This window comes from Microbacterium sp. Bi98 (genome assembly GCF_918698045.1).
Classification (GTDB): Bacteria; Actinomycetota; Actinomycetes; order Actinomycetales; family Microbacteriaceae; genus Microbacterium.
In genome coordinates this window covers 110,165-134,448 of record NZ_CAKKLK010000007.1, presented here as the reverse complement: position 1 = coordinate 134,448, position 24,284 = coordinate 110,165, and the positions used below count along the sequence as shown (strand labels likewise).

Here is a 24,284-nt window from a genome sequence, read left to right as displayed (position 1 = left end):
CGGCTCAACTTTGCGACCAGACGCGCACATTCGCACCCGAGGTGCCGCGAGATCCTCGAAACACCGTCGTCACACGGCTCGCCTACAGTCGCACCATGAGCCGCCCCATCCTGCTCGCCGTCTCGCACGGCACCTCGGATGCCGAGGGTGCCCGGGCGATCGCCGACCTGGTCGATGCGGTCGCCGCCGCGCTTCCCGACGTCGAGGTGCGCAGCGCCTTCGTCGACGTGCAGCAGCCCGATGCCGCCGACCTCCTTCCGACGATCGAGGGGCCGGTCGTGATCGTGCCGCTGCTGCTGTCGCGCGGCTTCCACGTGCACCACGACCTGCACGGGATGGCGGCGAAGAAGCCGGACGCCGTCGTCAGCGACGCGATGGGACCCGACCCCCGGCTCGCCGAGGTGCTCGCGGATCGACTCGCGGCAGCAGGTGCGGCCTCCGCCACGTCCGCCGACGCGGCACGGCTCGAGCCGGTGATCCTCGCGGTGGCGGGCTCTCGCGACCCCGCGTCGGTGACGGATGCCGAGGCCATGGCCTCCCTGCTCTCGCTGCGGCTCGGCGCGAAGGTCGAGCTCGCCTATCTCGCGGCCCGGCAGCCCGACCTGCCCTCATCGATCGCCGCGCACCCCGACGCGGTCGTCTCGACCTATCTGCTCGCGCAGGGCTTCTTCTTCGACCTCACGATCAGGCAGACCGCAGGACGCTCCGTCACCGCGCCCCTGCTCGACGGCGTGACGGTGCCGCAGCCGCTGATCGACCTCGTCATCGCCCGATACGACGAGGCGGCGGCTCGACTGCCCGCCACTGCCGCACGGTCATGACCCCGGACACGCCCTCCCGGGTCGGCACGGTCACGCTGGTCGGTGCCGGACCCGGCGACGCGGGCCTGCTGACTCTGCGCGGTCTGCGCGCGCTGCAGCAGGCCGACGTGATCGTGGCCGACCGTCTCGGAGCCCGGGCCGTGCTCGCGCAGCTCGCCGAGGACGGAGTCCTGCTGGATGCCGAGGTGGTCGACGTCGGCAAGCTCCCCGGTCACCACCCGGTGCCGCAGGACGGCATCAACGCACTGCTCGTCTCGCTGGCCGGGGACGGGCGCCGCGTGGTGCGGCTCAAGGGCGGCGATCCGTTCGTCTTCGGCCGCGGTCGCGAAGAGCAGCTCTTCTGCGAGGCGGCCGGCATTCCCGTCGAGGTGGTCGCCGGGGTGACGAGCGCGGTCGCGGTGCCCGGCCTCGCCGGCATCCCGCTGACGCAGCGCGGAATCGCCGAGACGTTCACCGTCGTCAGCGCACATGATCAGATCGTCGCGCTCGGTGGCGGACGCGACCACACCGTCGTGCTGCTGATGGGCGTGAACACGCTCGGCCATTCGGCGCACGTCCTCGCGGCCGGCGAGCGCGGCGGGGACTGCCCCGTGGCGATCATCGAGGACGGGTTCGGCGCACGGCAGCGCGTCACCGTCGGCACGCTCGCGACGATCGCGCATCTCGCCGCCGAGCGGCAGGTGCGCTCCCCCGCGGTCGTGGTCGTCGGCGACGTCGTCATGCTCAGCCCGCACGCCGAGGCCACCGCGAGTTAGGCGACCCTCAGCTCCGAGATGGCAGACTGAGGACGTGCGAATTGCTGAGGCGGACACCTACGACGTGCTCGTGATCGGCGGCGGCCCCGCCGGCCTCTCCGCCGCCCTGAATCTCGGCCGTTCGCTCATGCGGGTGCTCGTGGTCGACGCCGATCGCCCGCGCAACGCCGCCACGCTGAACTCCCACGGCTTCCTCACCCGTGACGGAGTCGCCCCTCACGAGCTGCGTCGCATGGCCCGCGAAGAGCTCGCCGCGTACCCGAACATCGAGGTGCGCACACGCGTCAGGGTGCTCGAACTCCGCAGAACGGATGCAGATGCGGATGCCGATGCGGCCGGCGGGTTCACGGCATCCGTGGGGCGCAAGGATCCCACCGACGTGGTGACCGCCCGGACCGTGCTGCTCGCGACGGGCCTGCGCGAGACCCTCCCCGACGTCCCCAACCTCCGCGGCTTCTACGGCATCAGCCTGTTCAGCTGCGCCGCCTGCGACGCGTGGGAGCTGCGCGGCCGACGACTCGCGCTCATCGGCGAGACCCCCGACATCGCCGAGCGAGCCCGCCTCATCGCGCGCTGGACCGAGGATCTCACGATCTTCACCCTCGGAGCCGACACCGTCAGCCCCGCCGAAGAAACCGAGCTCGCCGCCTCCGGGGTGGCCGTGCAGCGGCTTCCCATCGCCGAGCTCGTCGGCGACCGCGGCCGCATCGAGGCGATCAGACTGACCGACGGCACCGTCGTCGCGGTCGAGGGCGGCTTCGTGCGCCCCGAGTGGGAGACCGATCTGTCGTTCCTCCGCGGCTTCGCACCTGCCATCGACCACGACGGGCACCTCGTCACCGACCGGTCGGGGCGCACCGACGTCCCGGGGCTCTACGCCGCCGGCGATGCGGCGATCCCCGGCCCTCAGCAGCTGATCGTCGCCGCGGGGGCCGGCGCGAGGGTCGCGTCCGTGATCGTGCACGACGCGGTCGGGATCGCGACAGCGCACTGACTCGGTGCCCGCACCGAGGGCTAGGCTGACCGGCATGACGCGCATCTCGCAGGTCTCGCCGCTCGTCCGCCTCGCCGCCGCCTCGGTGGTCGCGCTGGCCGTGCTGCCGCTCAGCGGGTGCCTGTATGCGCAGATCCCGGTGAACGTCCCCGACGGCGACGGACCCGATCCCTCCCCGACCGCGATTCCGTCCGAGCAGCCCTCCGACGAGCCGTCCGGCGATCTGCCGTCGTCGATGACCTTCGCAGACGGCGCAGACATCCCGGCGAGCGCCTACATCCAGTGGGGAGATGGCTTCGTCGTCGACGACGGCTGGAAGATCGTCAAGCCGGACGACGGCAACGGAGGCTGGACCTACGGCACGGTCGACGACACGTGCACCGCGCAGTTCTGGCAGGGGCTCATCCCCGACGTGCCGACCGTGGCCGGCGATGACAGCGTGAGCTCCGATGCGATGCTCGCCGTCATCCTGGGCGAGGCGGATGCCGCCGCGATCACCCCGCTGTCGACCACCGGAGGCTTCAGCTACCAGGTCGGCGGCAATGCCGAGGTCGAGAACCGGCAGGTCCTCGGGCAGGAGGCCGACCGTCAGTGGGCGATGGCGGCGCGCGCCTTCACCGCGACCGGGGTCGGACTCTACGTCATCGTCGACTGCACCGGCGGCGACATCGACGCGACGATGGCCGAGGTGATCGACAAGAACGCCGTCGTCATCTCGTGAGCCGGGCCTCGGCTCACTTGCCGCCGGGCGGGCCGACCAGCAGCAGGATCACGTACAGCGCGACGATGCCGACGGCGAGCAGGATCGCGAGCACCCACGGGCGACGCAGGAACCAGCGCATGAGGCGGTCGTACCAGCGCGCGTCGCGCGGGTCGTCGGTCTGCTCCAGGCGCCAGTCGCCGGCCAGCCGACCGGTGCGGTGCAGCCAGATCTCCATCGGGATGGTCGCGTAGGGCACGATCGCACTCGCCACGGCGAGGATCGCGACGCCGAGGTGCCAGCGCTGGTTGAGCGCGACGAGCACGGCCGTCGCCGCATAGGCGAGGAACACGAACCCGTGGATGCCACCGCCCACCGTCACGACGACGCCGGGCGCACCGGCGGCACGGGCGATGATCGCCGAGATCAGAAGGGTCCAGGTGATCGCCTCCGCGATCGCGAGAACTCGGAACAGGCGGTCGGGTGTGCGGAACACGGGACTCCTCGGGTGGGGGGGGTTCCTTCAGCGTATCCGGAATAGCTATGAGGGCCCGGGCGTTGCCGAAGGCATGGTGACCGTCGACTCCGCAGCCCTCGGGCAGGTGCTCGACGCCGTCGACCTCCGCGTCGGTGTCGCCCGTCGCGTCGCACTCGCCACCGGCGGCATCCTGCCGATCCCCTCAGGTGCCGCCACCCTCGTGTACATCGCATCGGGTTCGGTGCACGGGCACCCCCCGCTGACCACCGGATGCCGCCTCGACGTAGACGACGCGGCCCAGCTCGTCGCGGTGGACGATCGCCCGCTGAGCGCGAACCTGTTCGCCGGAGACGCGTTCCTGACGCTCGGCCGCGCCGCGATCGCCCTCGAAGCCGACGGGACGGCCGACCTGGTGGTCGTCGACCTGGAGTTCTCGGACAGCGCCTCGATGATCGCCGCGCTTCTTCCCGATCCGATCACCGTCATGTCGTTCGCCGCTCTCGAGCCGGCGGCGGCCGCGCTCGCCGGCAGCATGGGCCCCTCCGACCCCGCCACCTGCCCCTCCCGTCAGGGCGATCCCGTGATCTGCCGGATGATGGCGCAGACCGTTCTGCTCTCGGTCATCCGTGCCTGGGCGGCGAACGGCTGCGCACCGGCCGGCTGGCCCTCGGTGTCGAACGATCCGTTCCTCGACCGGGTGGTCGAGGCGATCCACGAGCAGCCCGGACGCGACTGGACGGTCGAGCGCCTCGCGAACGTCGGCGCGATGTCTCGGTCGGTGTTCGCCGAGCGGTTCCGCAGCGCGATCGGACGCTCACCCGCCGACTACGTCACCGAGGTGCGCGTCGACGCGGCGAAGCGGATGCTGAGCGAGGGCCGCGCGATCAGCGAGATCTCGCGCGAGTTGGGCTACGCCTCGGATGAGGGTTTCAGCCGTGCGTTCCGCCGCCGCACGGGGATGACACCGTCCGCCTGGCGGGCATCGCAGCTCACCGCCGTTCCGGCCTGAGCCCGGCGACCGCCCTGCCGGGCACGGCGAGACGGGTCAGAGCCGCGCCGCCGCGGTGCTCATCCGGTTCGACGCACCGAACAGCACGGCACCGAGCAGCAGAGCCGCCGCGCCCACGACGTAGACGACCTCGACGCTCAGCGTGTCGACGAGCAGGCCGCCGACACCGGCGGCGATCGTGATGGCCCCCTGGAACCCGACGACCACGAGGCTGCCCCCGGCCTCGAGGCGATCGGGGGTGCGGTGGCCCACCCAGGTGTTGATCACGAGCAGCCAGGACGAGAAGAAGAAGCCCCAGACGAGCACGACGATCGCGATGCCGAGGACCGATCCCGACAGGAAGATCATCGACAGCACCGCGGCCGCGATCACGAGCGGCGCCAAGACGGCGAAGAAGGCGAACGTGCGGTCGATGAAGAACCCGAGGCCGAGGTTGCCGGCGAGACCGCCGACGCCGAAGAGCGCGAGCAGCAGGATGATCGTCGAGCCGTCGACCTCGGGGATGCGCTCGAGAGCCAGTCGCACGTACGTGTAGGCGAGGAAGTGCCCGAGCACCACGAGCACGTGTCCGACCATGCCGAGCGCGATGCCGGGGCGGCGCACCGTGTCGACCAGGAGTCGGATGCTGGACGCCTGCTCAGCCGGCACCGAGGGCAGCACGAATCTCAGCGCGACGGCCAGCAGCACCATGAGCACACCGGCGACCGCGAACACCGTCTGCCAGTCGACGATCTCGCTGAGCATCACGCCCAGCGGCACTCCGGCGACGGTCGCGAGCGAGACGCCCGCGGACGTGAACATGACCCCCCTGCCGAGGTGCTCCGGGCCGGCGAGGCGCACGGCGACCGTGATCGACATCGCCCAGAACGCGCTGATCGCGGCCCCGAGCAGGAATCGGGCGAGGAGGACGATGATCAGGTTGGGCGCGACGGCGACGATGAGGTTCGACACCGCCGCGGCGAGCGCCATCCAGACGAGCAGCGATCGACGGTCGAGGCGGGGGAAGATGAGTCCCACCGTCGGTGCGACGATCAGGCCGACGAGAGCGGTCACCGTGACGGTCTGTCCCGCCTGACCGGGGGTCACGCCGAGCGCATCGGCCATCTCGGTGAGCACGCCGTTCGGCAGGAACTCCGCCGTGACGAGCAGGAAGCCCATCAGCATGAGCACGATGAGCCCGCCGTAGCGGATGCTCTCGGTGCGGGCGGTCGTCACGGGCACGGGCGCGGTCGTCGTCATGGTTCCACACTCGCAGCGCTGCGGCCCCTCCGCCCGACGCGGCGTCCACGGCATCCGACCATTCGTCCGGATCGGGTCTGGACACCGGTCGGCTCCGCACCCTAGGCTCGACGACGCACCGGGGTTCTCCCGGAAGGCCAGAGCGAGAGGAGTGGATGACATGACCACCGTCTCTGTCGTGCCCTTCGCCGACATCCTTCCTCTCGAGGCCTCCCGCTCCTGATCCGCGCGTGGCCTCCCTCTTCAGGAGCCACACCGTGTCTGATCTGTTCGCTTCTTCCGAAGCATCCTCTTCCCGTCTCTCCGGTGCGTCGACCTTCGACGCCTCCCCCTTCGAATCGGTCCCGACGTTCGCCGATGTCGAGCCCGGCGACGGCCAGCGCTGGACCACCTGGCCGGCGATCACCCCCTCTGAACGTGGGCCGCTGCCGTGGCCGGCCTGGGTGGTGACGAGCGCGGGCGCGCTCGACACCGAACTCGGCATCCTGAAGACCGGCAAGGAGGCCGACGTGTTCCTGCTCGAACGGGCGGTGCCGGATGACCCCGCCCAGCGCACATTGCTCGCCGCCAAGCGCTACCGCGACACCGATCACAGCAGCTTCCACCGCTCGGGCGTCTATACCGAGGGCCGCAGCACCAGGAACACCCGCGACACCAGGGCGCTCGCGAAGAAGAGCGAGCACGGCCGGGCGGTCGCCGCCCTGCAGTGGTCGTTCGCGGAGTTCGATGCGCTGTGCCGCATGTGGGAGCTCGGCGCGCCGGTCCCCTACCCCGTGCAGGTCAACGGCACCGAGCTGCTGATGGAGTTCATCGGCGACGCGAGCGGGGTCGCGGCACCCCGCCTGGCGGCGGTGCGCAGCGACCGGGACGAGCTGGCCGGTCTGTACGACCAGATCGTCGACCTGATGCGGATCTTCGCTGCGGCGGGCTTCGCCCACGGCGACCTCTCGGCGTACAACCTGCTCGTGCACGACGGCCGGGTGCGGGTGATCGACCTGCCGCAGATCGTGGACATCATCGCGAACCCGCGGGGCCTGGATCTCCTGCACCGCGACTGCGTCAACATCTGCGACTGGTTCACCCGCCGCCGTGTCGAACGCGACCCCGAAGAGCTGTTCGCCGAGCTGCTCGCCGCGTCGTACGCGTGAGGGCGGCGCGCCTCGCACCGGCACCCGGCGCGCCGTCACCGTCCGTTCACCCCGCGCCGCCAGACTTCGAGCATGAGCGATTCCCCGCAGAGCGGCGCGGTGCCCGAGCCCGCTGCGACGGCCAACAGCGGCGCGGTCGGCGTGATCGGCCTCGACCTGCGCGGCGAGACACCGGCCCCGAAGAAGCAGGTCTACTCGTGGGCGCTGTGGGATTGGGCGACGCAGCCTTTCAACACCGTCATCCTGACCTTCATCTTCACGGCCCTGTACCTCACGACCGAGGCTTTCCTGCCGGCGTCGATCGCGGGCCTCGACGCCAAGGATCCGATCCGCGAAGCCGCTGAGGCCGATCTCGCCTCGGGGCTCGGCCTCGGGTCGACGATCGCCGGCATCGCGATCCTCCTGATCGCGCCGGTGCTCGGTCAGCGAGCGGATGCCGCGGGGCGCCAGAAGCTCTGGCTCGGGATCGGCACCGGCGCGCTCGTCGCCTGCATGTTCGGCCTGTGGTTCGTCGAGCCGACGCCCGCGCTGTTCTGGCTGGGCGTCGCATTGATCTCGGCCGGCTCCGTGTTCGGCGAGATCGCTGCCGTGAACTCGAACGCGATGCTCGTCGGCATCGCGAACCCCAAGACCGTGGGCCGCATCTCGGGGCTCGGATGGGGGTTCGGCTACATCGGCGGGATCATCGCTCTCGTCCTGGTCGTCATCTTCTACATGCTCGACTGGTTCGGCCTGCCGGAGGACGGGGGGCTGCCCTTCCGCATCATCGCCGTCGGCTGCGCGATCTGGGCGATCGTCTTCTCGATCCCGATCTTCCTCAACGTGCCGGAGCCGTCGCTCGGGCGCCCCGAGCGCAAGGTCGGCTTCTTCGCCTCCTACGGACTTCTCGTGAGGGACGTCGTCGGCCTCTACCGCAACCCCGAGACCCGTCAGACGTTCTGGTTCCTGCTGTCGAGCGCGGTGTTCCGCGACGGACTCGGCGGCGTCTTCGCCTTCGGGGCCGTCATCGCCAGCCAGGTGTTCGACTTCGCCTTCCTCGATCTCGTGATCTTCGGCATCGCCGCGAACCTCATCGCGGGCGTCTCGACGATCATCGCCGGCCGCTACGACGACCGCTTCGGGCCGAAGCGCATCATCCTCATCTCGCTCGCCTCGATGGTGATCGCGGGGCTCGCCGTCTTCTTCCTCGTGGATGCGGGCACGGTCGTGTTCTGGATCGGCGGCCTGTTGCTCTGCGCATTCGTCGGTCCCGCGCAGGCGGCATCCCGGTCGTTCCTCGCCCGCATCACCCCGGCCGGGCGCGAGGGCGAGATCTTCGGCCTCTACGCCACGACCGGGCGGGCGGCGAGCTGGATGGCATCCGGTGCGTGGACGCTGCTGATCGTGCTCTCGGGGTCGACGTCGTACGGCATCCTGGGCATCGTGCTGGTGCTGATCGCCGGGTTCCTCCTGCTGCTGCCGGTGAAGGCGACACAGCGGGCCTGATCCGATGGCCCGCGGACGTCGCAGCCCCGGGAATAGCCTGACCGCGTGACGGTCATCATCGCTTTCCTCGCCAACATCCTCGTCGCGATCGCGAAGACGGTCGCGGCCGTGATCACCTCTTCCGCGTCGATGGTCGCCGAAGCCGCGCACTCGTGGGCGGATGCCGGCAACGAGATCTTCCTCCTGATCGCCGACCGCCGTGGTGCGCGGGCGAAGGATGCCCGGCATCCGCTGGGCTACGGGCGCGCGGCGTTCGTCTGGTCGTTGATCGCGGCGTTCGGCATCTTCACCGCCGGCTCGATCGTGTCGATCATGCATGGTGTCCAAGAGCTGTCCGAGACCGGCCCGGTCGAGAGCCCGACCGTCGCGTACACCGTGCTCGGCATCGCATTCGTGCTCGAGGGCGCGTCGTTCACGCAGGCGATGGTGAAGTCTCGGCGGTTGGCACGCGAGCGCGGATCGTCGACGTGGGACTACGTGCTCGACACCAGCGACACGACGCTGCGGGCGGTGTTCTTCGAGGACCTGGCGGCTCTGATCGGCCTCGTGATCGCGGCCGGCGCGATCGCGATGCACCAGGTCACCGGCGTCGCCGCATGGGATGCGATCGGGTCGATCCTCGTCGGCATCCTGCTGGGTGTCGTGGCGGTCATCCTCATCGGGCGCAACATCGCGTTTCTGGTGGGCTCCAACGCGTCGCCCGCGCTGCGTGATCGAGTCGGGCGGGCGCTGCTCTCGTCTCCGCAGATCCAGCGGCTCACGTATCTGCACATCGAGTACGTGGGCCCGAACCGCCTGTTCATCGTCGCCGAGGTCGACCTGACCGGTGACGCGCGCGAGCACGATGTGGCTCGAAGCCTGCGCGCGATCGAGCGGCAGATCGAGGCGCACGACGTCGTCGAGACGGTGGTGCTGTCTCTGTCGGTCGACGACGAGGAGTCCCTCGAGTTCGGGGCAGCTGTCTGAGTTCATCCGGCACACGCGAAGAGTTCATCCGGCACGCGCGAAGACGGGCGGCCGCCGCGTTCTGCCCTGCGCCGAGGCGCTGAGTCTTGGGGTGCGCCATTGCTGTGCGGGGTCCCACCACCTCGGCCCTCGCACCTGCGGAATGCCGTCATTCATCCGGATCTCCCACCCGGACGTTCCCAGACTCCGGTGGTGCCACCAGCACAACGGCACCCCGTTGTCGGTGTGCGTCGGCCCGCCCCTGGCGTGTTCGGTGACGTGATGGATCTCGCACCAGGATGCCGGGACATGGCACCCGGGGATGAGGCATTCTCTGTCGCGGGCGATGATCGCGCGACGTTGATGCACGGTGAACACCCGATCGGTCGTCGTGATCCCGACGATCCGACCCTCGTCGAGGAGAACTCGCTGGATGGTGCCGGAGCATCCGACGTGGGAGGCGACACTCAGAGGCAGTTGGCCCCGCGCACCGCTGACGCTCGCACGCCCGGTGCCGTTCACGAGGTCGTTCGCATCCACCGTCACGACCAGCACCGGTGCGGCGCCTCCGAGTGCGGGCATATCTCGATGACGGGCGGCGATCGCCAATGCCGCGGCGAGAGCATCATGACGCTTCTGCGCCGGCGTGCGGTCATCGATGACGGCACGCGGATCGGAGTTGTACGGATCCTCGTCGCCGTCTGCCGCATCGCCGTCTTCCGCGTCACCGCGATCGGCCGCGGGCGTGAACGCGACGCCGGGCATCGGCGGCCCGTCCCCCTTGGGGTTGTTCAGCGCATCGAGGATCAGCTCCAACTGCGCGGCGACCTCGGGCGTCAGGTATCCCTTGATCGACCGCAGCCCGTCTCGCACCCGCCCGAGGGTTATCCCCCGACGCCGGGCAGGCTCATCACCCGGCCCGTCTCCATCAGGGTCGAGCAGCGCGACCAGCGTCTCAGCAAGCAGCTTCAGCTCATCGAGTGTGGGCGCCGGGCCACGGACCTCCCCGTCGGGGCCCGCCTCGGCGTCAGGTCTGATGCCGCGAGCCGCGCGAGCGAGACACGTGTCGGCGTCGAGCCGATCAGCGGCACCGATGCGATGCGACACCTTCTCGATCGGCTCTGTCGCGGCGAGCATCCCCGCGACTCCGATCACCCCATCGAGCAGCGCCTCCCGCAGCGCCGGCCAGCGAGCAGGCAGCCGATCGCCGGACACCAGATTCACGTCCCGGCGGACCAGAGCGACCACCTTGCCGACGCGCGTCGCCTCTCGCACGTCTGTCAGCAGGGTGCGCTGCAGCAGTTCGTTCTGAGTGCGGCACCCCGTGGCATGCGGGAAGTCCACCGCATCCCCTGCGGCGATCGTCTCGACCACCACGGCTTCGACCCGCCGGAACGCCGCGCTCGCAGCCTGCAGCACCTCGACCCGTTCTGCATCCGTAAGCCCCGCGAGCGCGTCGTCGGACAGCACCTGATCGAGGTCGGAGACGACCTGATCGAGAAGGGCACGAGTGCGGGATGACATGACTCCATCACACACGGGGCCACCGACATTCGAGCCCTGAAGTCAGCCTCTTTTCGGCCAGGTCAGAAGCATATTCCGGAACACTGGACATGCATTCCGGAACACCGGCGAGCGCCTACCCACACCGACCGCCAGTACCGCCACGCGCTAGTCAGTTCTCCCAGTTGTCGGCGAGCTTGTTCAGCAGCGTCGCGAGCTGATCGCGCTCCTCATCCGTGAATGCGGCGAGCGCCTTGCCGAGCGCCTCCCGCCGCTCGCCGCGCATGCCCCGAGCGACCTTGCGCCCTTCGTCCGTCAACGCGATGCGCGTGCGCCGCGCGTCGTCGGGGTCGGCCTCGCGGCGCACGAAACCGTGAGCGACCCCCTGTTGCACGAGCCGCGAGGCCCGGGGCTGATCGACTCCGATCGCCGCGCCGAGATCACTGACGCTGAGAGGAGCGGATGCCGCGGCGAGCGCCTCGAGCATCCGCATCCGCGCCGGGCCGCCGAAGCGTCCGGACGGGTCGTTCGCCCACGGCGGCATGCCGGGGTGCACAGGGTGCCCGCGTCCGTGACTCCCCTGCTCGAAGTGGTCAGGGTGGGGTCCGCCGTGCCAGCCGTGCGGCCCGCCCATCCCTCGCGATCCGCGACCACGGTCGCCGGGGCGCCTTCCGCGAAGGCGCGACAGGGCGCGGGCGATGGCCTCGGCGGGGTCGTTCTCTGGGGCGCTCACAGATCGATTTTACATGCGACTTGACATGGATCTGCACTACATGTCACACTACATATACATGCATAGTGACAAGCACATGCTCCATGACATCTAAGGACTCCACCCATGAACACCTCTGACACTCAGAACACAGACAGCACCTCCCGCCCCTTCGGCTACTGGCTGAAGGCCGTCGACCGCCTGATGGCGGCCGAGTTCGACTCCGCTTTCGACGGCGAGCATGCAAGCCGCCGCGACTGGCGGATGCTGAACATCATCGACGGCACCGCGCCGGCCCGCCGCCCCCTCAACGCACACAAGCTGCACAGCCTGGTCGAGCGCGGCTGGGTCGTCGCCGACACCGACAGCGACCGCGGCTGGACGCTCACCGACGACGGCCGCGCGGCGAAAGACCGCCTCAGTGCCGTCGTCGACGGCATCCGCGCCAAGGTCACCGACGCGGTCGGACCCGAAGACCTCGAGACCACACTGGCCACGCTCGAGCAGATCGCTCGCGCGTTCGGCTGGGACGAGCAGACGCCGCTTCCTCGTGGACGCGGCCGTCGCCGCGGCTTCGGCCGCCACGGTTTCGGACCCGGATTCGCCCCGGGGCGCGGTTTCGGCCGCCACCACCGACACCCGTTCGGACGCGATCACGGTGTCGCACCCGACTTCGCGTCCGAGCGCGAGCACGACCACGAATCGGATGCCGAGTTCCGCCGCCGCGAGTGCGGTCACCGCGGACACCCGGGCCACGACCGCTTCGCGGACGCACGCCGCTCACACCACGGCCACCACGGCCACCCGCGTGACATCGCGGAAGACCGTGACCACCGCCATGGTGGTCACGGTCACGGTGGGTTCGGAGACGTGCGCCACGGCGAGCACCGCGTCGCCCGCGCGGCGCAGCACGCCTACGAGCGCGGCTTCGACGCCGGCTTCTCCCGCGGCCGCGACGCCTGAGGCGTCACACCCGCATCCGCTGCACCCAGAACGCCCCGTTCGCTTCGGCGAACGGGGCGTTCCCGCGCGTCGGAACCGCACCCCGAGGCAGCGCATGCCAGGAGAACAGCGCCGACCCCGTCGCGAGCCGCGGAGAGGCGCCTAGCGCAGAGCGGGCAGAACGACCTCGTCGACGAGCTGCACCACCGCATCCGATTCGAGTGCGCGCCGCCGCAGGCTGACGCTGCCGAACGCCGCGCGAAGGTCAGGCGCCCGGTTCTTCCGGGTGGAGCAACCGGGAGGCACCGAGAATCTCGATGCCGAGCAGGTGGCCGTCGCGATCGAAGTCGAGAAACAGCTCACCGGAGATGTCGTCGGGCAGGTTCACCGCGACGGTTCTCGCGACCTCGCCATCCGCGATCGCTGCGCCCACCGTCACGTACGCGGCGTCGACCTCAGGGTCGCGTCGCAGCTCACCCACGCCACAGAGTCGCGGCGGCGGCGGCGACATCCGGGGCACCCGCCGACTGCGCGAACGACACCGTCGTGCCGAGGTAGACCGCACCGGCGATCGCCGCCGCGAGCAGCACGATGAGGAATCCGAAGATCACCGCCGACAGCGCGCGGTATCCCCCGGATGTCGGCACCTCAGGTGCCACCGACGGCTGCGCCCAGTCGTCGGCCACCGGCGCCGGCTGATCGCCCGTGAGGATCGCCGGCTTGGGCCGCGACCGGCGAGTGCTGGGAAGCATCGCCTCGGGCGGAGGCGGCGGAATGACGGCATCCGGAATCTCGGACTCCGCGGGAGGCGGCGGGATCACCGCATCCGGAACCTCGGACTCGGGCGGAGGCGGCGGAATGACAGCATCCTCCGGTCGGATGTACGGATCTCTGCTGTCACTGCTCATCTCAGCCCCCTACGGCTCCGACGTCGGTCGTGCCGACGTCCGTCTTGTGGAAGTTCTGGAACGAGCGGGATGCGGTCGGCCCGCGCTGCCCCTGGTAGCGGTTGCCGTACGGGCCCGAACCGTACGGGTTCTCGGCCGGCGACGTCAGCCGGAAGAAGCACAGCTGACCGATCTTCATTCCGGGCCACAGCTTGATGGGCAGCGTCGCGACATTCGCGAGCTCGAGCGTCACGTGCCCCGTGAACCCGGGGTCGATGAAGCCGGCGGTCGAGTGCGTGATCAGCCCCAGGCGACCGAGCGACGACTTGCCCTCGAGGCGAGCCGCGATGTCATCGGCCAGGGAGACCTGCTCGAACGTGGCACCGAGCGCGAACTCGCCCGGGTGCAGGATGAACGGCTCGTCGGGGTCGACCTCGATCAGCCGAGTCAGCTCCGGCTGATCGACCGACGGGTCGATGAACGGGTACTTGTGATTGTCGAAGAGACGGAAGTACCGGTCCAGCCGCACATCGATGCTCGACGGCTGGATCATCTCCGGCTCGTGCGGATCCAGACCGATGTGGCCGGAGGCGAGTTCTGCTCTGATGTCGCGGTCGCTGAGAAGCACGGCCCCAGCCTAGTTGGCACACGCCGCCGACACTTTGGCCATGACGGATCAGGCGGGTAGGCTTGCGTTCACCTGCTCCTCGGATGCAGGTGCGGGGCTGTAGTTCAATGGCAGAACTTCTGCTTCCCAAGCAGATAGCGCGGGTTCGATTCCCGTCAGCCCCTCCACAGGACCCCCGGCTCGCCCGGGGGTTTTCTCTTGCCATCCGTTTCCTCCTCCGCTCCGAACAGGAGCAGATGGGCCCGTTCTCGTGCGCCCGAGAGGAGTTCCGATGCTCGAATCGTCGACCCCGCCGCTCGCCGACCTCGACGGGTACCGCAATGTCACCGACCTGCTGGTCGCGCGAGTCACCGCAGCTCCCGACCACGTCGCCTTCGAGGTCAAGGGAGCGAATGTCGGTGACGCGTGGCGCCCGATCACGACCCGCGAGTTCCTCGGCCAGGTGCGCGCTCTGGCCAAGGGCTTCATCGCCCAGGGCGTGCGGGCCGGTGATGCCATCGCGATCATGGCTCCGACTCGTTACGAGTGGGCCGTCGCCGACCTCGCCGCCTGGTACGCCGGCGCTGTCGTCGTGCCGATCTACGAGACGTCCTCGCCCACGCAGGTGAACGCGATCATCGCGGACGCGGATGTGCGTCTGGCCATCGGCGGCACCTCGATGCACGCGGTGCTGCTGCAGTCCGCACTCACCCACACGGAGCGGATCACGCTCGGCGCCTGGACGATGGATGCCGCAGTGTCCGGCACGCTCTCCGATCTGGTGGCGCGGGGCACCGCCGTCACCGACGAGGAGCTCGAGGCCCGCAGGGCGTCCGCCACGCAGGACGACCCCGCCACCATCGTCTACACCTCCGGCACCACGGGCGAGCCGAAGGGGGTCGTGCTCACGCACCGGAACTTCCTCGGGCAGGTGCTCAACATCGCCGCCGCCTACCGCGAGATCGTGAACGAGCAGGGCAACACCGTCATCTTCCTGCCCCTGGCCCACGTGCTCGCGCGCGGCCTGCAGCTGATCTGCCTCGCCAGCGGGATGCGCATCGCGCACCTGTCCGACCCGTCGACCGTCGTCGCGACCCTTGACACACTGCGCCCGACGTTCCTCGTCGTCGTGCCGCGCGTGCTGCAGAAGATCGAGGCGGCAGCCGCCGCCAAGGCGTCCGACAAGGGTCTCACCGCCGTGTGGGAGAAGGCTCGGGCGACGGCGATCGCGTGGGGCCGGCGTGCCGAGCGGGTCGACGCGGGCCTCACCCCCGGAACGAGCCTCGGGCTGCGCCTGCGTCACCGCCTCTACGACGCCGTCTTCTACCGCCGCCTCCGCGCTGTGATGGGCGGGCGGGTCGACTACATCCTCTCCGGCGGAGCAGCGCTCGACTCGGAGCTCTCGCTCTTCTTCCGCGGCATCGGCGTCCCTGTCATCGAGGGCTACGGCCTGACCGAGACGACCGCGCCCCTCACCGGCAACCTGCCCGGTCGCATCGCGTCGGGCAGCGTCGGCTCGCCGCTTCCGGGACTCACGGTGCGCATCAGCGACGAAGGAGAGGTGCTGGCCCGCGGGCTCGGTGTCTTCAGCGGCTACCGCAACCCCGCGCACGACGACGGCGCCTTCATCGACGGATTCTTCCGGACGGGCGACCTCGGGCGCCTCGACGACCAGGGCAGGTTGATCCTCGACGGCCGCCTCAAGGACGTGATCGTGACCTCGAACGGCAAGACGGTGGTGCCGACGCGCTGGGAGAGCGCGGTCGAGGCGGATCCGCTCGTCTCGCACGCGGTGATGGTGGGCGAGGGCAAGCCGTATCTCTCGGCGCTTCTCGTGCTCGACCCCGAGCAGACCGTGGCCTGGGCGGCATCCGAAGGCGTCAGCATCCCTCCGACCGCCGAGGCCGACCTCCGCGCCGTGACCGACCCGACCCTGCGCGCTCGCCTGCAGCATGCCGTCGACGCCGCCAACGCGCTCGTCGCTCGCAGCGAGCAGGTGCGCCGTTTCAGCGTCGTGTTCGCCGACCTCGACGACCGCGGACTCGTCACCCCGACCATGAAGCTCAAGCGGAGCGTCGTGCTGCATCGCGCAGCCCTCACCGTCGAAGACCTCTACCTCTGACAACCGGAAAGAACACCATGTCCTCCCCCACCTCCTCCGCACCGAAGTCATCCCGGTCCTCGCTGATCGCGATCATCGTCGCCCTCGTCATCGGCGCCCTCGTCGCACTCGCCGGCAGCCAGGGCGGCGCGACCGTCGGCGGCATCCCGCTGTTCGCCATCGCCGTCGCCGCGGCCTTCGCGATCCAGATCCTCGCCTTCATCCCCGCGATGCTGCTGCGCACCGAGCGGTTCTTCGACCTCACCGGCAGCCTCACCTTCCTCGCCATCTCCGTGGCCCTCGTGCTGATGACGCCCATGCCCGATGCCCGCAGCTGGATTCTCGCGGCGATGGTGATCCTGTGGGCGGCACGCCTCGGATCGTTCCTCGCGATGCGCGTGCACAAGGCCGGATCCGACGGCCGCTTCGACGAGATCAAGGGATCGCCGGTGCGCTTCCTGCAGGTGTGGGTGATCCAGGGCGCGTGGGTGTCGATCACGGCGGCAGCGGCGTGGATCGCGATCAGCACGGATGCCGCCTCGCGAGCGCCCATCGGATGGCTGACCGTCGTGGGCATCATCGTGTGGGTGGCCGGGATGACCGTCGAGATCGTCGCCGACGCGCAGAAGTCCGCTTTCCGCGCCGACCCGCGTCACAAGGACGAGTTCATCCGCACCGGACTGTGGTCGCGTTCGCGCCACCCCAACTACTTCGGCGAGATCGTGATCTGGGTCGGCGTCTTCCTCACCGCCGCGCCCGTGCTCGGCGGATGGCAGTGGGTCGCGATCCTCTCGCCGCTCTTCGTCATCCTGCTGCTCACGCGCGTGAGCGGCATCCCGCTGCTCGAGGCTCGCGCCGAGAAGAAGTGGGGCGACCGCGCCGACTACATCGAGTACCGCGAGAGCACGCCCTCGCTGATCCCGCGGCTCACGCGGCCCGTGGTCCGCGAGCACGCGGCGTAAGATCGCCGTCGCGCGAGGGGCGCTCGCGAGCGCCTCTCACGCGAAGTCGAGCTCGCCGCGCACGATCGAGTCGCCCGAGTGCGCAGGATCGCCGTCGACCGGCTCGAAGGAGATGTCGACCAGGCGGTACTCGTCGAGGTCCACACTGTCGGGGACGCGGAACGTGCCCGAGGACTCGTCGAGCACCCCGAGGCTGATCAGCGCCTGTCCGTCCTCGCGGATCAGCCACACCTCGCGGTAGTCGCCGGCGACGAGCTCGTCGCCGTCGAGGGTCACCGTCAACGTGCGCCGGCCGTCGCCGTCGTCGTCGATCCGGGCCTGTCCCTCCGCATCGGGGTGGTCGGGGAACGCGGCGAGCTCGGCCGAGGCGATCACGGCAGAGGAGGGCGTGAGGGTGCGGGCGATCCAGACGCCGGCGCCGATCGCGACGACGAGCGCCATCGACGCGGCGAGGATCCACGCCGTAGCCGACGAGCGGCGGCGTGGACGGACACGAGACCGGTGTCGCGGCGCAACCGCTTTCGCAGCATCCGCCTCAATCGCTGTCGCCGGACCGGCCGCCGGGACCGGTGCCGATGCAGCCGGTGCCGATGCGGACTCCGACTCCGGCGGGTGGACGTCGGATGCCGGGTCGGCAGCAACCGCCGAGGTCAGCCCGAGTTCGCCGTGGATCCTCGACCAGACGTCGGCGGGCGGGGATTCCAGGTCGCCCTCGACGACGCTGGAGCGCGCCACGAGCGCCACCCGCGACATCGCAGCGACCTCGGCGGCACAGTTCTCGCACTCGACGAGGTGTTCCATGTCGGCGTCGGATCCGGCCGGTTCGCCCATCGCGATCAGGGCGATCTTCTCGTCATCGAGATGTGACACGGTTCACCTCCAATCGGTCGCGCATGCGGGCAAGGCTTCGGCGGATATGGCTCTTCACGGTGCCGAGCGGCATCCCCATTCTGCGTGAGATCTCTTCGTGGGTCAGGTCATCGTAGAAGGCCAGTCGCATGACGGCCTGTGCATCCGGCGCGAGCTGCTGGAGCTCGCTCGAGAGCAGCAGCGTCTCGGACAGATCGATCGATTCGGAGACGAGGGCGTCGGGCGGAGTGAGTCGTTCCATCTCGGCCTGCAGCTGCTGCACCTTGGCGCGCGCCTCGAACGTGTCGGCGATCCGGCGCCGCGCGATCGTGATCAGCCAGGTCGACAGTCGCGCCTTCGACGAGTCGTATCCGGCACGCGAGTTCCACGCCGACACGAAGGTGCGCTGGGTGACATCCTCGGCATCCCCCCGATCGCCGAGCGAGCGCAGCGCCAGGGTGAAGACGACCGGCGACCACCGCCGGTAGAGCTCCGCGAGCGCCTGCTCGTCGCCCGCGACGAAGCGCCTGTCGAGCGCCGCTTCGGCTTCGGTGGTCTCATCCACCCGGAGTCTCCTCTCCATGGTGATCACCCCGCCTCATCGCGGGACCGCCACCGCGACCACGTTATCGCGGTAGTGCCCGGTCTGGCTGTCGAAAGGTCCGCCGCACGTGACCAGCACAAGGGCCGAGGGGCCACCACGCTGGAAGAGCTCGTCGGTCGGCAGTGCCGCCTTCTCGTAGTAGGTCAGCGACTGCACCACGAACTCGCGGCTGGTGCCGTCGGCCGCCGTGATGAGGATGGTCTCGCCGGCGGGCACGTCCCGCAGGCGAGCGAGCGGTCCGATCGGATAGTCGATCGCGTCGACGTGCGCTGCGATCAGAATCCGGCCGCTCGTGCTCGTGGCATCCGCTCCGTATCGATACCAGCCGGCGATGGCCGGGTCGACGGGCAGTTCCATCTGTCCGGTGTCGGCCACCCCGACGTCCGTCACCGGCATGTCGATGGCGAGCGACGGGATGGCCAGACCCACGGGAGCGACGGATGCGGTCGGGGTGGGGAGAGCACCCGGCCGCACGGCGACGTCTCTCGCGGGAGTGGGAGGGACGGGCGATGGAGTCGTGGGGGGCGACTCCGTGGAAGGAGGGAGATCCGCGCCCGCCCCTCCCGGTGTGCATGCCACGAGGCACGCCGCGGTGACCAGGGCGCCGAGCGTCATGATGACGCGGCGCAGACGGGCCGTCCGCAGCGTGCCTCGGAGCATCAGCGCACCGTCTGGCGGCGACGGACGATCAGGCCCGCACCCACGGCGGTCGCGATCGCGAGGGCGACGAGACCCGCCGAGAGGAGGGCGTTCGCCGAGGCATCCTGCTCAGCGAGGTAGCCCGCGGTGCCGGAGGGCACTCCGTCGGGGTTCGAGTGGAGTCCCGAGATCGTCTGAGCGGCGATCGCGAGGTTGCCGTCTTCGGCGCTGCCCCACGCGTAGACGATCGTGTTGACGCCCTCTTCGATCGCGACGTCTGCCGGACCGATGACCGGGTCGGTCGTGCCGGTCAGAGCGACGGCGGCCGACACGGTGCCCGCGGGAAGGTCGAGCTTGGCCTCGTTCGGGTTCGTGAGGTTCTCGATCACGGGCGATCCGCCCGCGAGGATGTCGACCGCGGGCGCCGCGGCGGTGTGACGCACGGTGAGTCGCCCCTGGCCGGGAGCCGTCTGCGAGATGTCGTTGGTGAAGAGGTTGAGACCGGGTTCGCCCGCTTCGGTCAGGTGGGCCACGGCGGTGTAGTTCCCGCCTGCTTCGAGAGCGAGGGTCGCGGGGCCGAGGATGGGCGCGCTGGCGTCGGCGGCATCGGGAGCGGTGAGCGCCACCTCGTACGAACCGGCGGGCAGCTCGAGCGGTCCGGCGAGGTCTCCGGGCGCGAAGTCGTCGAGGGTGAGCTCGCCGTTCACGTACACGTCGACGGGGGTGTCGGGGATCGCGTGCAGCACCGAGAGCTGTGCGGCCTGGGTGGTGGCGGCGCCGGCCGGCATGGCCAGACCGAGAGCGGTGATCATTCCGACGGCGAGGCCGGCGGCGACTGTCTTGCGCATCTGTTCCTCCTGTACCCGGACCGCCCTGTGCGGCCCTTCATAGGAGTTGTTCTCCGGGAGCGCCGGGTTTGGATGCACCTGGATGAAGATTTCTCAGATCGCCATGTCGATGTCCGTTCCGGCTATCCGAGCAGCCACTGCTGCAGGGGGTATACGAAGTAGAGCAGCGAGAAGGCCTCGTAGAGCGCCCCGATGATGAGCAGCGCGAGCGCGGGGAGGCTCAGCCAGCCGATGTGCTGGAGTCCGCGCAGGTAGGCCGTGCGTCGATTCCGCGCACCGATCGCCTGTGGGCGAACCCAGTATCGGCCCAGCAGGAACGCGCCCAGCAGCAGAAGGATGTAGGCCTGCAGCTCGATCACGAGAGTCAGCGAATGCGGGATCAGCGCGACCCACCCCTCCGGCGTCGTCGGCACGAGGGTCACTCCGGTCGTCACCGACCAGACCGCGAACGTCGCGAGTCCGAGGAACGGCACGACGAGCGAGGGCAGCAGGATCGTGAGGGCGCCGAGCCGCAGGGTGTTGACCGCCAGGATCGTCAGCGCGAAGAGCCAGGGACTGCTGAGCAGAGAGGTGACGAGGCTCGCTGTGCCGTCGTCCTCCAGCGCCTGGGCGCGGCCGGCGACCAGGTCGGGGAAGAGCAGCCCGAGGATGAAGCCGATCGCGAAGGTGCCGTAGGCGAGCGCATTGAGAAGCGCGTAGACGCGGAGGTTCGAGCGGATGATCTGGAAAGGCCTGCGGATGAGTGTCATGGGTGCTCCCGTCGATGGACTAACACGGTGTGTTAGTGAGGGACGCACGCCACGCTAACACACTGTGTCACCGGGGGTCGTGGAGAATGGGATGATGACCGCCGACCCGAGCATGCTGCCGACGAAGGACCGCATCCTGCACGCGGCACTCACGATGTTCGGCGAATCACGCGGCGCGAAGCTCAGCGTCCGCGCGGTCGCAGCGCGGGCCGGTGTGAGCACCGGGTCGTTGCGGTTCCATTTCCCGACGCAGCGGGCGCTGCTCGACGAGGTCCTCCGCGTGGTCTACGAGGTGATCGCACCGGACGACCCGATCCATGACGAGTCGCTGACGGCGAAGGGGCGGCTCCTCGCATGTCTGAGGCAGGTGCTCGCTCCGTCCGGAGTCGGGGCGCAGGCACGCGAGGCAGCCACGATCCTGCACCGGACCTTCATCGAACCCGAGCTCACGGACGAACTCCGTGATGCCTACCTGGCCATCGAGCGCGAAGGGCAGCGGAGGGTCGAGCACTGGCTGTCCGTCCTCGAAGACGAAGGCTCGCTCCCGGCAGGAGACAACGCCACGCGCGCGCGTTTTCTCAACTCCGTCCTCGCCGGCCTGGCCCTCGAACGGGCGCTCCCCTCGGACGAGTCGATCCTCGAATCCGAGACGAACACGCTCACGATGGCGGTCGATGCCGTGTTCCGCGACGACTAGCGAGGGCTCAGTCCGCCGCCGCCTTCGCCGCGCGCTTGGCCTCTTGGAAGACCCGGATCGCCTCGTACCGCTCGGCTGAGCGAGCCTGTCGCTTCTCGCGCTGCTCGTCGCGGTCCTTCGGAGGTGCGGTCGTGACGAGGTCATCGAGCAGATGTCGCACCGACTTCTCGATCTCAGCGACAGCACGGTCGAACACCTCCCTGTTGGCGCGGGAGGGGGCGTTGGCACCCGAGATCTTGCGCACGAACTGCACCGCGGCCTCATGGCATTCGTCATCGGTGGCCGGTGGGGCGAGGTTGTTCAGAGGAACGATGTTGCGGCACATGCCTGACAGGGTAGAGCGCTGAGCGCCGGAGTCAAGAGGCATCGGACCGACGACTTCCCCACCTATCCTTCCGAGCAGGCACAGCCCCACCCGAAGGGGTGGTCAGCCGCGCACGATGGCCGCGAGCTCGGCGCGTGACGCCGCCCCGGATTTGCGCAGCAGGTTCGACACGTGGAACTTCACCGTGTTCTCGCTCACGTTCAGCGTCTCGGCTATCTCGCGGTTGCGGCGCCCCGCCGACACCAGTCGCAGCACATCGCGCTCTCGCGGGCTGGCGTCGATCGCATCCGGCAGATCGCCCGGCTCGGCCGGTGGATCGAGAGGAAGGCGGATGCCGACTTCCGACCCCCATCCGGGTGTCGAGGCCACCGACAGGTCGCCTGACAGCGCAGAGACCTGCTCGGCGATCGGCCGAAGTGCGTCGTCGTGCGTCGTCAGGTCTCCTCGGCCGTCGTCGCGGATCGCGATCAGCAGGTTCAATCCGTCGCAGTCCCATTGGATGCGCACGCGTCGCGTCTCTCCGCGGTCGACGATCGCCAGCACGGTGCTTCTCACGATCGAGCGCGCAGAGTGGGCGATCACCCCGGGGAGCGCGCGACCGTTGGCCGGGGGCTCGACGAACTGCACGTCGAGTTCGCTGTATCGCACGAGCGGGCGCAGATCGCCGCGCAGACGCTCGAAGGCGCCCGTCACCGGCTCGAGTCCTGCTCCCTGCTCATCGTTGTGCGTCCGCAGTCCGACCAGTGCACCGGCCGCGACATCGACCGCGATCGTGCGTGCCGCCCGGTCGTCGAGCCGCTGCGAGCGCAGCGTCGCGAGCAGGGATTCGAGGGTGAGGGCGTAGCGGTCCCGCTGCTCGGCGAGGGCGAGCGCGTGGTCTGCGGCCAGTCGGCGTGATCCCGCCGGCCCAGCATGCTCTTCGATGCTCATGATCACCTACTCTATTCGTCCCTCTCCCTTCGGGTAGGTGGAACGGTCCCGAGGCGGGAGCGCCCGAAGGTCGCGCGATCGCAAGAGTGGAGACATGCCTCTCACCGCCACGATGTCGCCCGGCGCCGCCATCTCCCTCATCGCCAACGAGCTGCTCCGCGTCGCGGAGCGCACGAGCGTCGCGAACGCGCATCAGCTCATCGATCTGGCAGACCTCGTCGTAGATGCCCGGCGCGTCTTCGTGCTCGGAGCCGGCCGCTCAGGGCTCGCCCTGCGAATGACCGCGATGCGCCTCATGCACCTGGGACTCGACGTGCATGTGGTGGGCGACACCACCACTCCGGCAATCGAGGCCGACGACCTGCTGCTGACGGCGAGCGGGTCGGGAACGACGGAATCGATCGTGCGAGCCGCGCAGCGCGCCTCGTCGGTCGGGGCGCGCATCGGCGCGCTCACGACCGCAGCGACGTCGCCCCTGTCAGAGCTCGCCGACGTCGTCGTGCGGGTGCCTGCCGCCCAGAAGCTGGACCGCACGGCCGACGCCTCGCACCAGTACGCGGCGAGCCTGTTCGAGCAGGCGGTAGTCGTCATCGGCGACGGGCTCTTCCACGCCCTCTGGCAGCGCCAGGGCACCAGCGCCGACGACCTCTGGCCGCGCCACGCGAACCTCGAATGAGCGGCTGCCGCCCCACCATCCACCCCGCAGAACGAACGGAACACCCATGAAACTGCAGTTCGCCATCGACACGCTCAGCACCGAGAAGGCCCTCGAGCTCGCCGCCGCCGCGGCCGCGCACGTCGACATCCTCGAGCTCGGCACCCCGCTGATCAAGAGCGAGGGCCTCTCGGCGATCACCGCCCTGAAGAGCGCCCACCCCGACAAGGTGATCTTCGCCGACCTCAAGACCATGGATGCCGGTGGACTCGAGGCCGACATCGCCTTCGGCGCGGGTGCGGATCTCGTGACGGTGCTCGGCGTGGCCGACGACAGCACGATCACCGGCGCGGTGAAGGCCGCGAAGAAGCACGGCAAGGGCATCGTCGTGGATCTGATCGGCGTCGCCGACAAGCCCGCCCGCGCGCAGCAGGTCATCGGCCTCGGTGCCGAGTTCGTCGAGATGCACGCGGGTCTCGACGAGCAGGCGCAGGACGGCTACTCGCTCGACAGCCTGCTCACCGACGGCACCGCATCCGGCGTCGCCTTCTCCGTCGCGGGCGGCGTCAACGCCTCGAGCATCGCCGCCGTCCAGGCATCCGGGGCGCAGGTCGCCGTCGCGGGCAGCGCGATCTACAGCGCCGAGAACGTCGGAGACGCCGCCGCCGAGCTGCGCGCCGCGATCAGCTGACGACCGCAC

The 24,284-nt window shown here is 69.7% G+C and carries 28 protein-coding genes and 1 tRNA gene; 15 read left to right on the top strand and 14 right to left on the bottom strand.

The genetic code is table 11. The annotated features are described in order from the left end of the window. Window positions 1–95 precede the first annotated feature (95 nt). The 4 genes from LQZ85_RS12420 to LQZ85_RS12405 are packed head-to-tail and all read left to right on the top strand — an operon-like array spanning window position 96 to window position 3,291. Window positions 96–821, top strand: coding sequence for a CbiX/SirB N-terminal domain-containing protein (locus LQZ85_RS12420; protein WP_053098067.1), 726 nt, complete (start codon window positions 96–98; stop codon window positions 819–821). Next, the gene (gene cobA / locus LQZ85_RS12415) at window positions 818–1,576 is read left to right on the top strand and encodes a uroporphyrinogen-III C-methyltransferase (RefSeq protein WP_056275285.1); all 759 of its coding nucleotides are present in this window, start codon (window positions 818–820) and stop codon (window positions 1,574–1,576) included. Before LQZ85_RS12420 ends, cobA begins: the two co-directional genes overlap by 4 nt. A gap of 34 nt (window positions 1,577–1,610) precedes the next feature. Then, the gene (locus tag LQZ85_RS12410) at window positions 1,611–2,570 is read left to right on the top strand and encodes an NAD(P)/FAD-dependent oxidoreductase (protein ID WP_230100933.1); all 960 of its coding nucleotides are present in this window, start codon (window positions 1,611–1,613) and stop codon (window positions 2,568–2,570) included. A 34-nt stretch (window positions 2,571–2,604) separates the two neighbouring features. Next, window positions 2,605–3,291, top strand: a complete 687-nt coding sequence (locus LQZ85_RS12405; RefSeq protein WP_056275289.1) for a hypothetical protein — start codon at window positions 2,605–2,607, stop codon at window positions 3,289–3,291. A gap of 13 nt (window positions 3,292–3,304) precedes the next feature. On the opposite strand, the gene LQZ85_RS12400 is transcribed toward LQZ85_RS12405, so the two are convergent. Continuing rightward, window positions 3,305–3,766, bottom strand: coding sequence for a DUF3817 domain-containing protein (locus LQZ85_RS12400; protein ID WP_056275292.1), 462 nt, complete (start codon window positions 3,764–3,766; stop codon window positions 3,305–3,307). A 73-nt stretch (window positions 3,767–3,839) separates the two neighbouring features. Here LQZ85_RS12400 and LQZ85_RS12395 point away from each other — a divergent pair, with 73 nt between their 5' ends. Then, window positions 3,840–4,757 carry an AraC family transcriptional regulator gene (locus tag LQZ85_RS12395; RefSeq protein ID WP_056275293.1) on the top strand — a complete coding sequence of 306 codons (918 nt, stop codon included), beginning with the start codon at window positions 3,840–3,842 and terminating at the stop codon, window positions 4,755–4,757. Between the two features lie 36 nt (window positions 4,758–4,793). On the opposite strand, the gene LQZ85_RS12390 is transcribed toward LQZ85_RS12395, so the two are convergent. After that, entirely contained in the window at window positions 4,794–5,996 is a 1,203-nt protein-coding gene (locus tag LQZ85_RS12390) for an MFS transporter (protein ID WP_056275296.1), read from the bottom strand. Between the two features lie 257 nt (window positions 5,997–6,253). On the opposite strand from LQZ85_RS12390, the gene LQZ85_RS12385 reads away from it, so the two are divergent. The 3 genes from LQZ85_RS12385 (at window position 6,254) to LQZ85_RS12375 (ending at window position 9,595) form a co-directional block, all read left to right on the top strand. Then, window positions 6,254–7,144 (top strand): RIO1 family regulatory kinase/ATPase, encoded by an 891-nt coding sequence (locus LQZ85_RS12385; protein ID WP_056275302.1) that lies wholly within the window; start codon window positions 6,254–6,256, stop codon window positions 7,142–7,144. Between the two features lie 72 nt (window positions 7,145–7,216). After that, window positions 7,217–8,629, top strand: a complete 1,413-nt coding sequence (locus LQZ85_RS12380; protein WP_056275305.1) for an MFS transporter — start codon at window positions 7,217–7,219, stop codon at window positions 8,627–8,629. A gap of 45 nt (window positions 8,630–8,674) precedes the next feature. Continuing rightward, entirely contained in the window at window positions 8,675–9,595 is a 921-nt protein-coding gene (locus LQZ85_RS12375) for a cation diffusion facilitator family transporter (RefSeq protein ID WP_056275310.1), read from the top strand. Window positions 9,596–9,619: 24 nt separating this feature from the next. Here LQZ85_RS12375 and LQZ85_RS12370 read toward each other — a convergent pair whose 3' ends face one another. Then, window positions 9,620–11,098: an HNH endonuclease signature motif containing protein gene (locus LQZ85_RS12370; protein ID WP_056275313.1), complete on the bottom strand. Its 1,479-nt coding sequence runs from the start codon at window positions 11,096–11,098 to the stop codon at window positions 9,620–9,622. A 151-nt stretch (window positions 11,099–11,249) separates the two neighbouring features. Further along, window positions 11,250–11,810 (bottom strand): MarR family winged helix-turn-helix transcriptional regulator, encoded by a 561-nt coding sequence (locus LQZ85_RS12365; RefSeq protein WP_230100932.1) that lies wholly within the window; start codon window positions 11,808–11,810, stop codon window positions 11,250–11,252. A 400-nt stretch (window positions 11,811–12,210) separates the two neighbouring features. Between LQZ85_RS12365 and LQZ85_RS17960 the strand changes: the two genes are divergently transcribed. Beyond that, on the top strand, window positions 12,211–12,897 hold the full coding sequence (locus LQZ85_RS17960) for a twin-arginine translocation signal domain-containing protein (protein WP_082586441.1): 687 nt from the start codon (window positions 12,211–12,213) through the stop codon (window positions 12,895–12,897). 99 nt (window positions 12,898–12,996) lie between these two features. On the opposite strand, the gene LQZ85_RS12355 is transcribed toward LQZ85_RS17960, so the two are convergent. From LQZ85_RS12355 to dcd, 3 genes are read right to left on the bottom strand one after another with little or no spacing between them, the layout of a single operon-like run. After that, the gene (locus tag LQZ85_RS12355; RefSeq protein WP_230100931.1) at window positions 12,997–13,212 is read right to left on the bottom strand and encodes a DUF2283 domain-containing protein; all 216 of its coding nucleotides are present in this window, start codon (window positions 13,210–13,212) and stop codon (window positions 12,997–12,999) included. After that, window positions 13,205–13,639 (bottom strand): hypothetical protein, encoded by a 435-nt coding sequence (locus tag LQZ85_RS12350; RefSeq protein WP_056275320.1) that lies wholly within the window; start codon window positions 13,637–13,639, stop codon window positions 13,205–13,207. Before LQZ85_RS12350 ends, LQZ85_RS12355 begins: the two co-directional genes overlap by 8 nt. A gap of 1 nt (window position 13,640) precedes the next feature. Continuing rightward, window positions 13,641–14,246 (bottom strand): dCTP deaminase, encoded by a 606-nt coding sequence (dcd, locus tag LQZ85_RS12345; RefSeq protein WP_042536862.1) that lies wholly within the window; start codon window positions 14,244–14,246, stop codon window positions 13,641–13,643. 93 nt (window positions 14,247–14,339) lie between these two features. Between dcd and LQZ85_RS12340 the strand changes: the two genes are divergently transcribed. From LQZ85_RS12340 to LQZ85_RS12330, 3 genes are all read left to right on the top strand, one after another. Then, window positions 14,340–14,413, top strand: a tRNA-Gly gene (locus LQZ85_RS12340). A gap of 104 nt (window positions 14,414–14,517) precedes the next feature. After that, a complete protein-coding gene (locus LQZ85_RS12335) occupies window positions 14,518–16,347 on the top strand; it encodes an AMP-dependent synthetase/ligase (protein ID WP_056275323.1) in 1,830 nt (609 codons plus the stop codon). A gap of 17 nt (window positions 16,348–16,364) precedes the next feature. Then, the gene (locus tag LQZ85_RS12330; protein WP_056275326.1) at window positions 16,365–17,288 is read left to right on the top strand and encodes a DUF1295 domain-containing protein; all 924 of its coding nucleotides are present in this window, start codon (window positions 16,365–16,367) and stop codon (window positions 17,286–17,288) included. Between the two features lie 36 nt (window positions 17,289–17,324). Here the strand turns inward: LQZ85_RS12330 and LQZ85_RS12325 are convergent, their stop codons facing one another. From LQZ85_RS12325 to LQZ85_RS12305, 5 genes are all read right to left on the bottom strand, one after another. Then, a complete protein-coding gene (locus LQZ85_RS12325; RefSeq protein ID WP_056275329.1) occupies window positions 17,325–18,158 on the bottom strand; it encodes an anti-sigma factor in 834 nt (277 codons plus the stop codon). Then, window positions 18,142–18,702: a sigma-70 family RNA polymerase sigma factor gene (locus tag LQZ85_RS12320; protein WP_150115128.1), complete on the bottom strand. Its 561-nt coding sequence runs from the start codon at window positions 18,700–18,702 to the stop codon at window positions 18,142–18,144. Before LQZ85_RS12320 ends, LQZ85_RS12325 begins: the two co-directional genes overlap by 17 nt. A 33-nt stretch (window positions 18,703–18,735) precedes the next feature. Continuing rightward, window positions 18,736–19,401 carry a class F sortase gene (locus LQZ85_RS12315; protein WP_230100930.1) on the bottom strand — a complete coding sequence of 222 codons (666 nt, stop codon included), beginning with the start codon at window positions 19,399–19,401 and terminating at the stop codon, window positions 18,736–18,738. Continuing rightward, window positions 19,401–20,228 (bottom strand): DUF4397 domain-containing protein, encoded by an 828-nt coding sequence (locus LQZ85_RS12310; RefSeq protein WP_053098083.1) that lies wholly within the window; start codon window positions 20,226–20,228, stop codon window positions 19,401–19,403. Before LQZ85_RS12310 ends, LQZ85_RS12315 begins: the two co-directional genes overlap by 1 nt. Before the next feature lie 122 nt (window positions 20,229–20,350). Next, window positions 20,351–20,977 (bottom strand): stage II sporulation protein M, encoded by a 627-nt coding sequence (locus LQZ85_RS12305; protein WP_082586442.1) that lies wholly within the window; start codon window positions 20,975–20,977, stop codon window positions 20,351–20,353. Window positions 20,978–21,071: 94 nt separating this feature from the next. On the opposite strand from LQZ85_RS12305, the gene LQZ85_RS12300 reads away from it, so the two are divergent. Further along, a complete protein-coding gene (locus tag LQZ85_RS12300; protein WP_053099284.1) occupies window positions 21,072–21,674 on the top strand; it encodes a TetR/AcrR family transcriptional regulator in 603 nt (200 codons plus the stop codon). Between the two features lie 7 nt (window positions 21,675–21,681). Here the strand turns inward: LQZ85_RS12300 and LQZ85_RS12295 are convergent, their stop codons facing one another. Together LQZ85_RS12295 and LQZ85_RS12290 are read right to left on the bottom strand one after the other, a co-directional pair. Further along, window positions 21,682–21,999, bottom strand: coding sequence for a DUF2277 domain-containing protein (locus tag LQZ85_RS12295; RefSeq protein ID WP_053098085.1), 318 nt, complete (start codon window positions 21,997–21,999; stop codon window positions 21,682–21,684). A gap of 102 nt (window positions 22,000–22,101) precedes the next feature. Further along, the gene (locus LQZ85_RS12290; protein ID WP_053099285.1) at window positions 22,102–22,929 is read right to left on the bottom strand and encodes a LuxR C-terminal-related transcriptional regulator; all 828 of its coding nucleotides are present in this window, start codon (window positions 22,927–22,929) and stop codon (window positions 22,102–22,104) included. Between the two features lie 94 nt (window positions 22,930–23,023). On the opposite strand from LQZ85_RS12290, the gene hxlB reads away from it, so the two are divergent. Together hxlB and hxlA are read left to right on the top strand one after the other, a co-directional pair. After that, entirely contained in the window at window positions 23,024–23,605 is a 582-nt protein-coding gene (hxlB, locus tag LQZ85_RS12285) for a 6-phospho-3-hexuloisomerase (RefSeq protein ID WP_053098087.1), read from the top strand. A 46-nt stretch (window positions 23,606–23,651) separates the two neighbouring features. After that, complete coding sequence (hxlA, locus tag LQZ85_RS12280) at window positions 23,652–24,275, top strand: 3-hexulose-6-phosphate synthase (protein ID WP_230100929.1); 624 nt, start codon at window positions 23,652–23,654, stop codon at window positions 24,273–24,275. Window positions 24,276–24,284 lie beyond the last annotated feature (9 nt).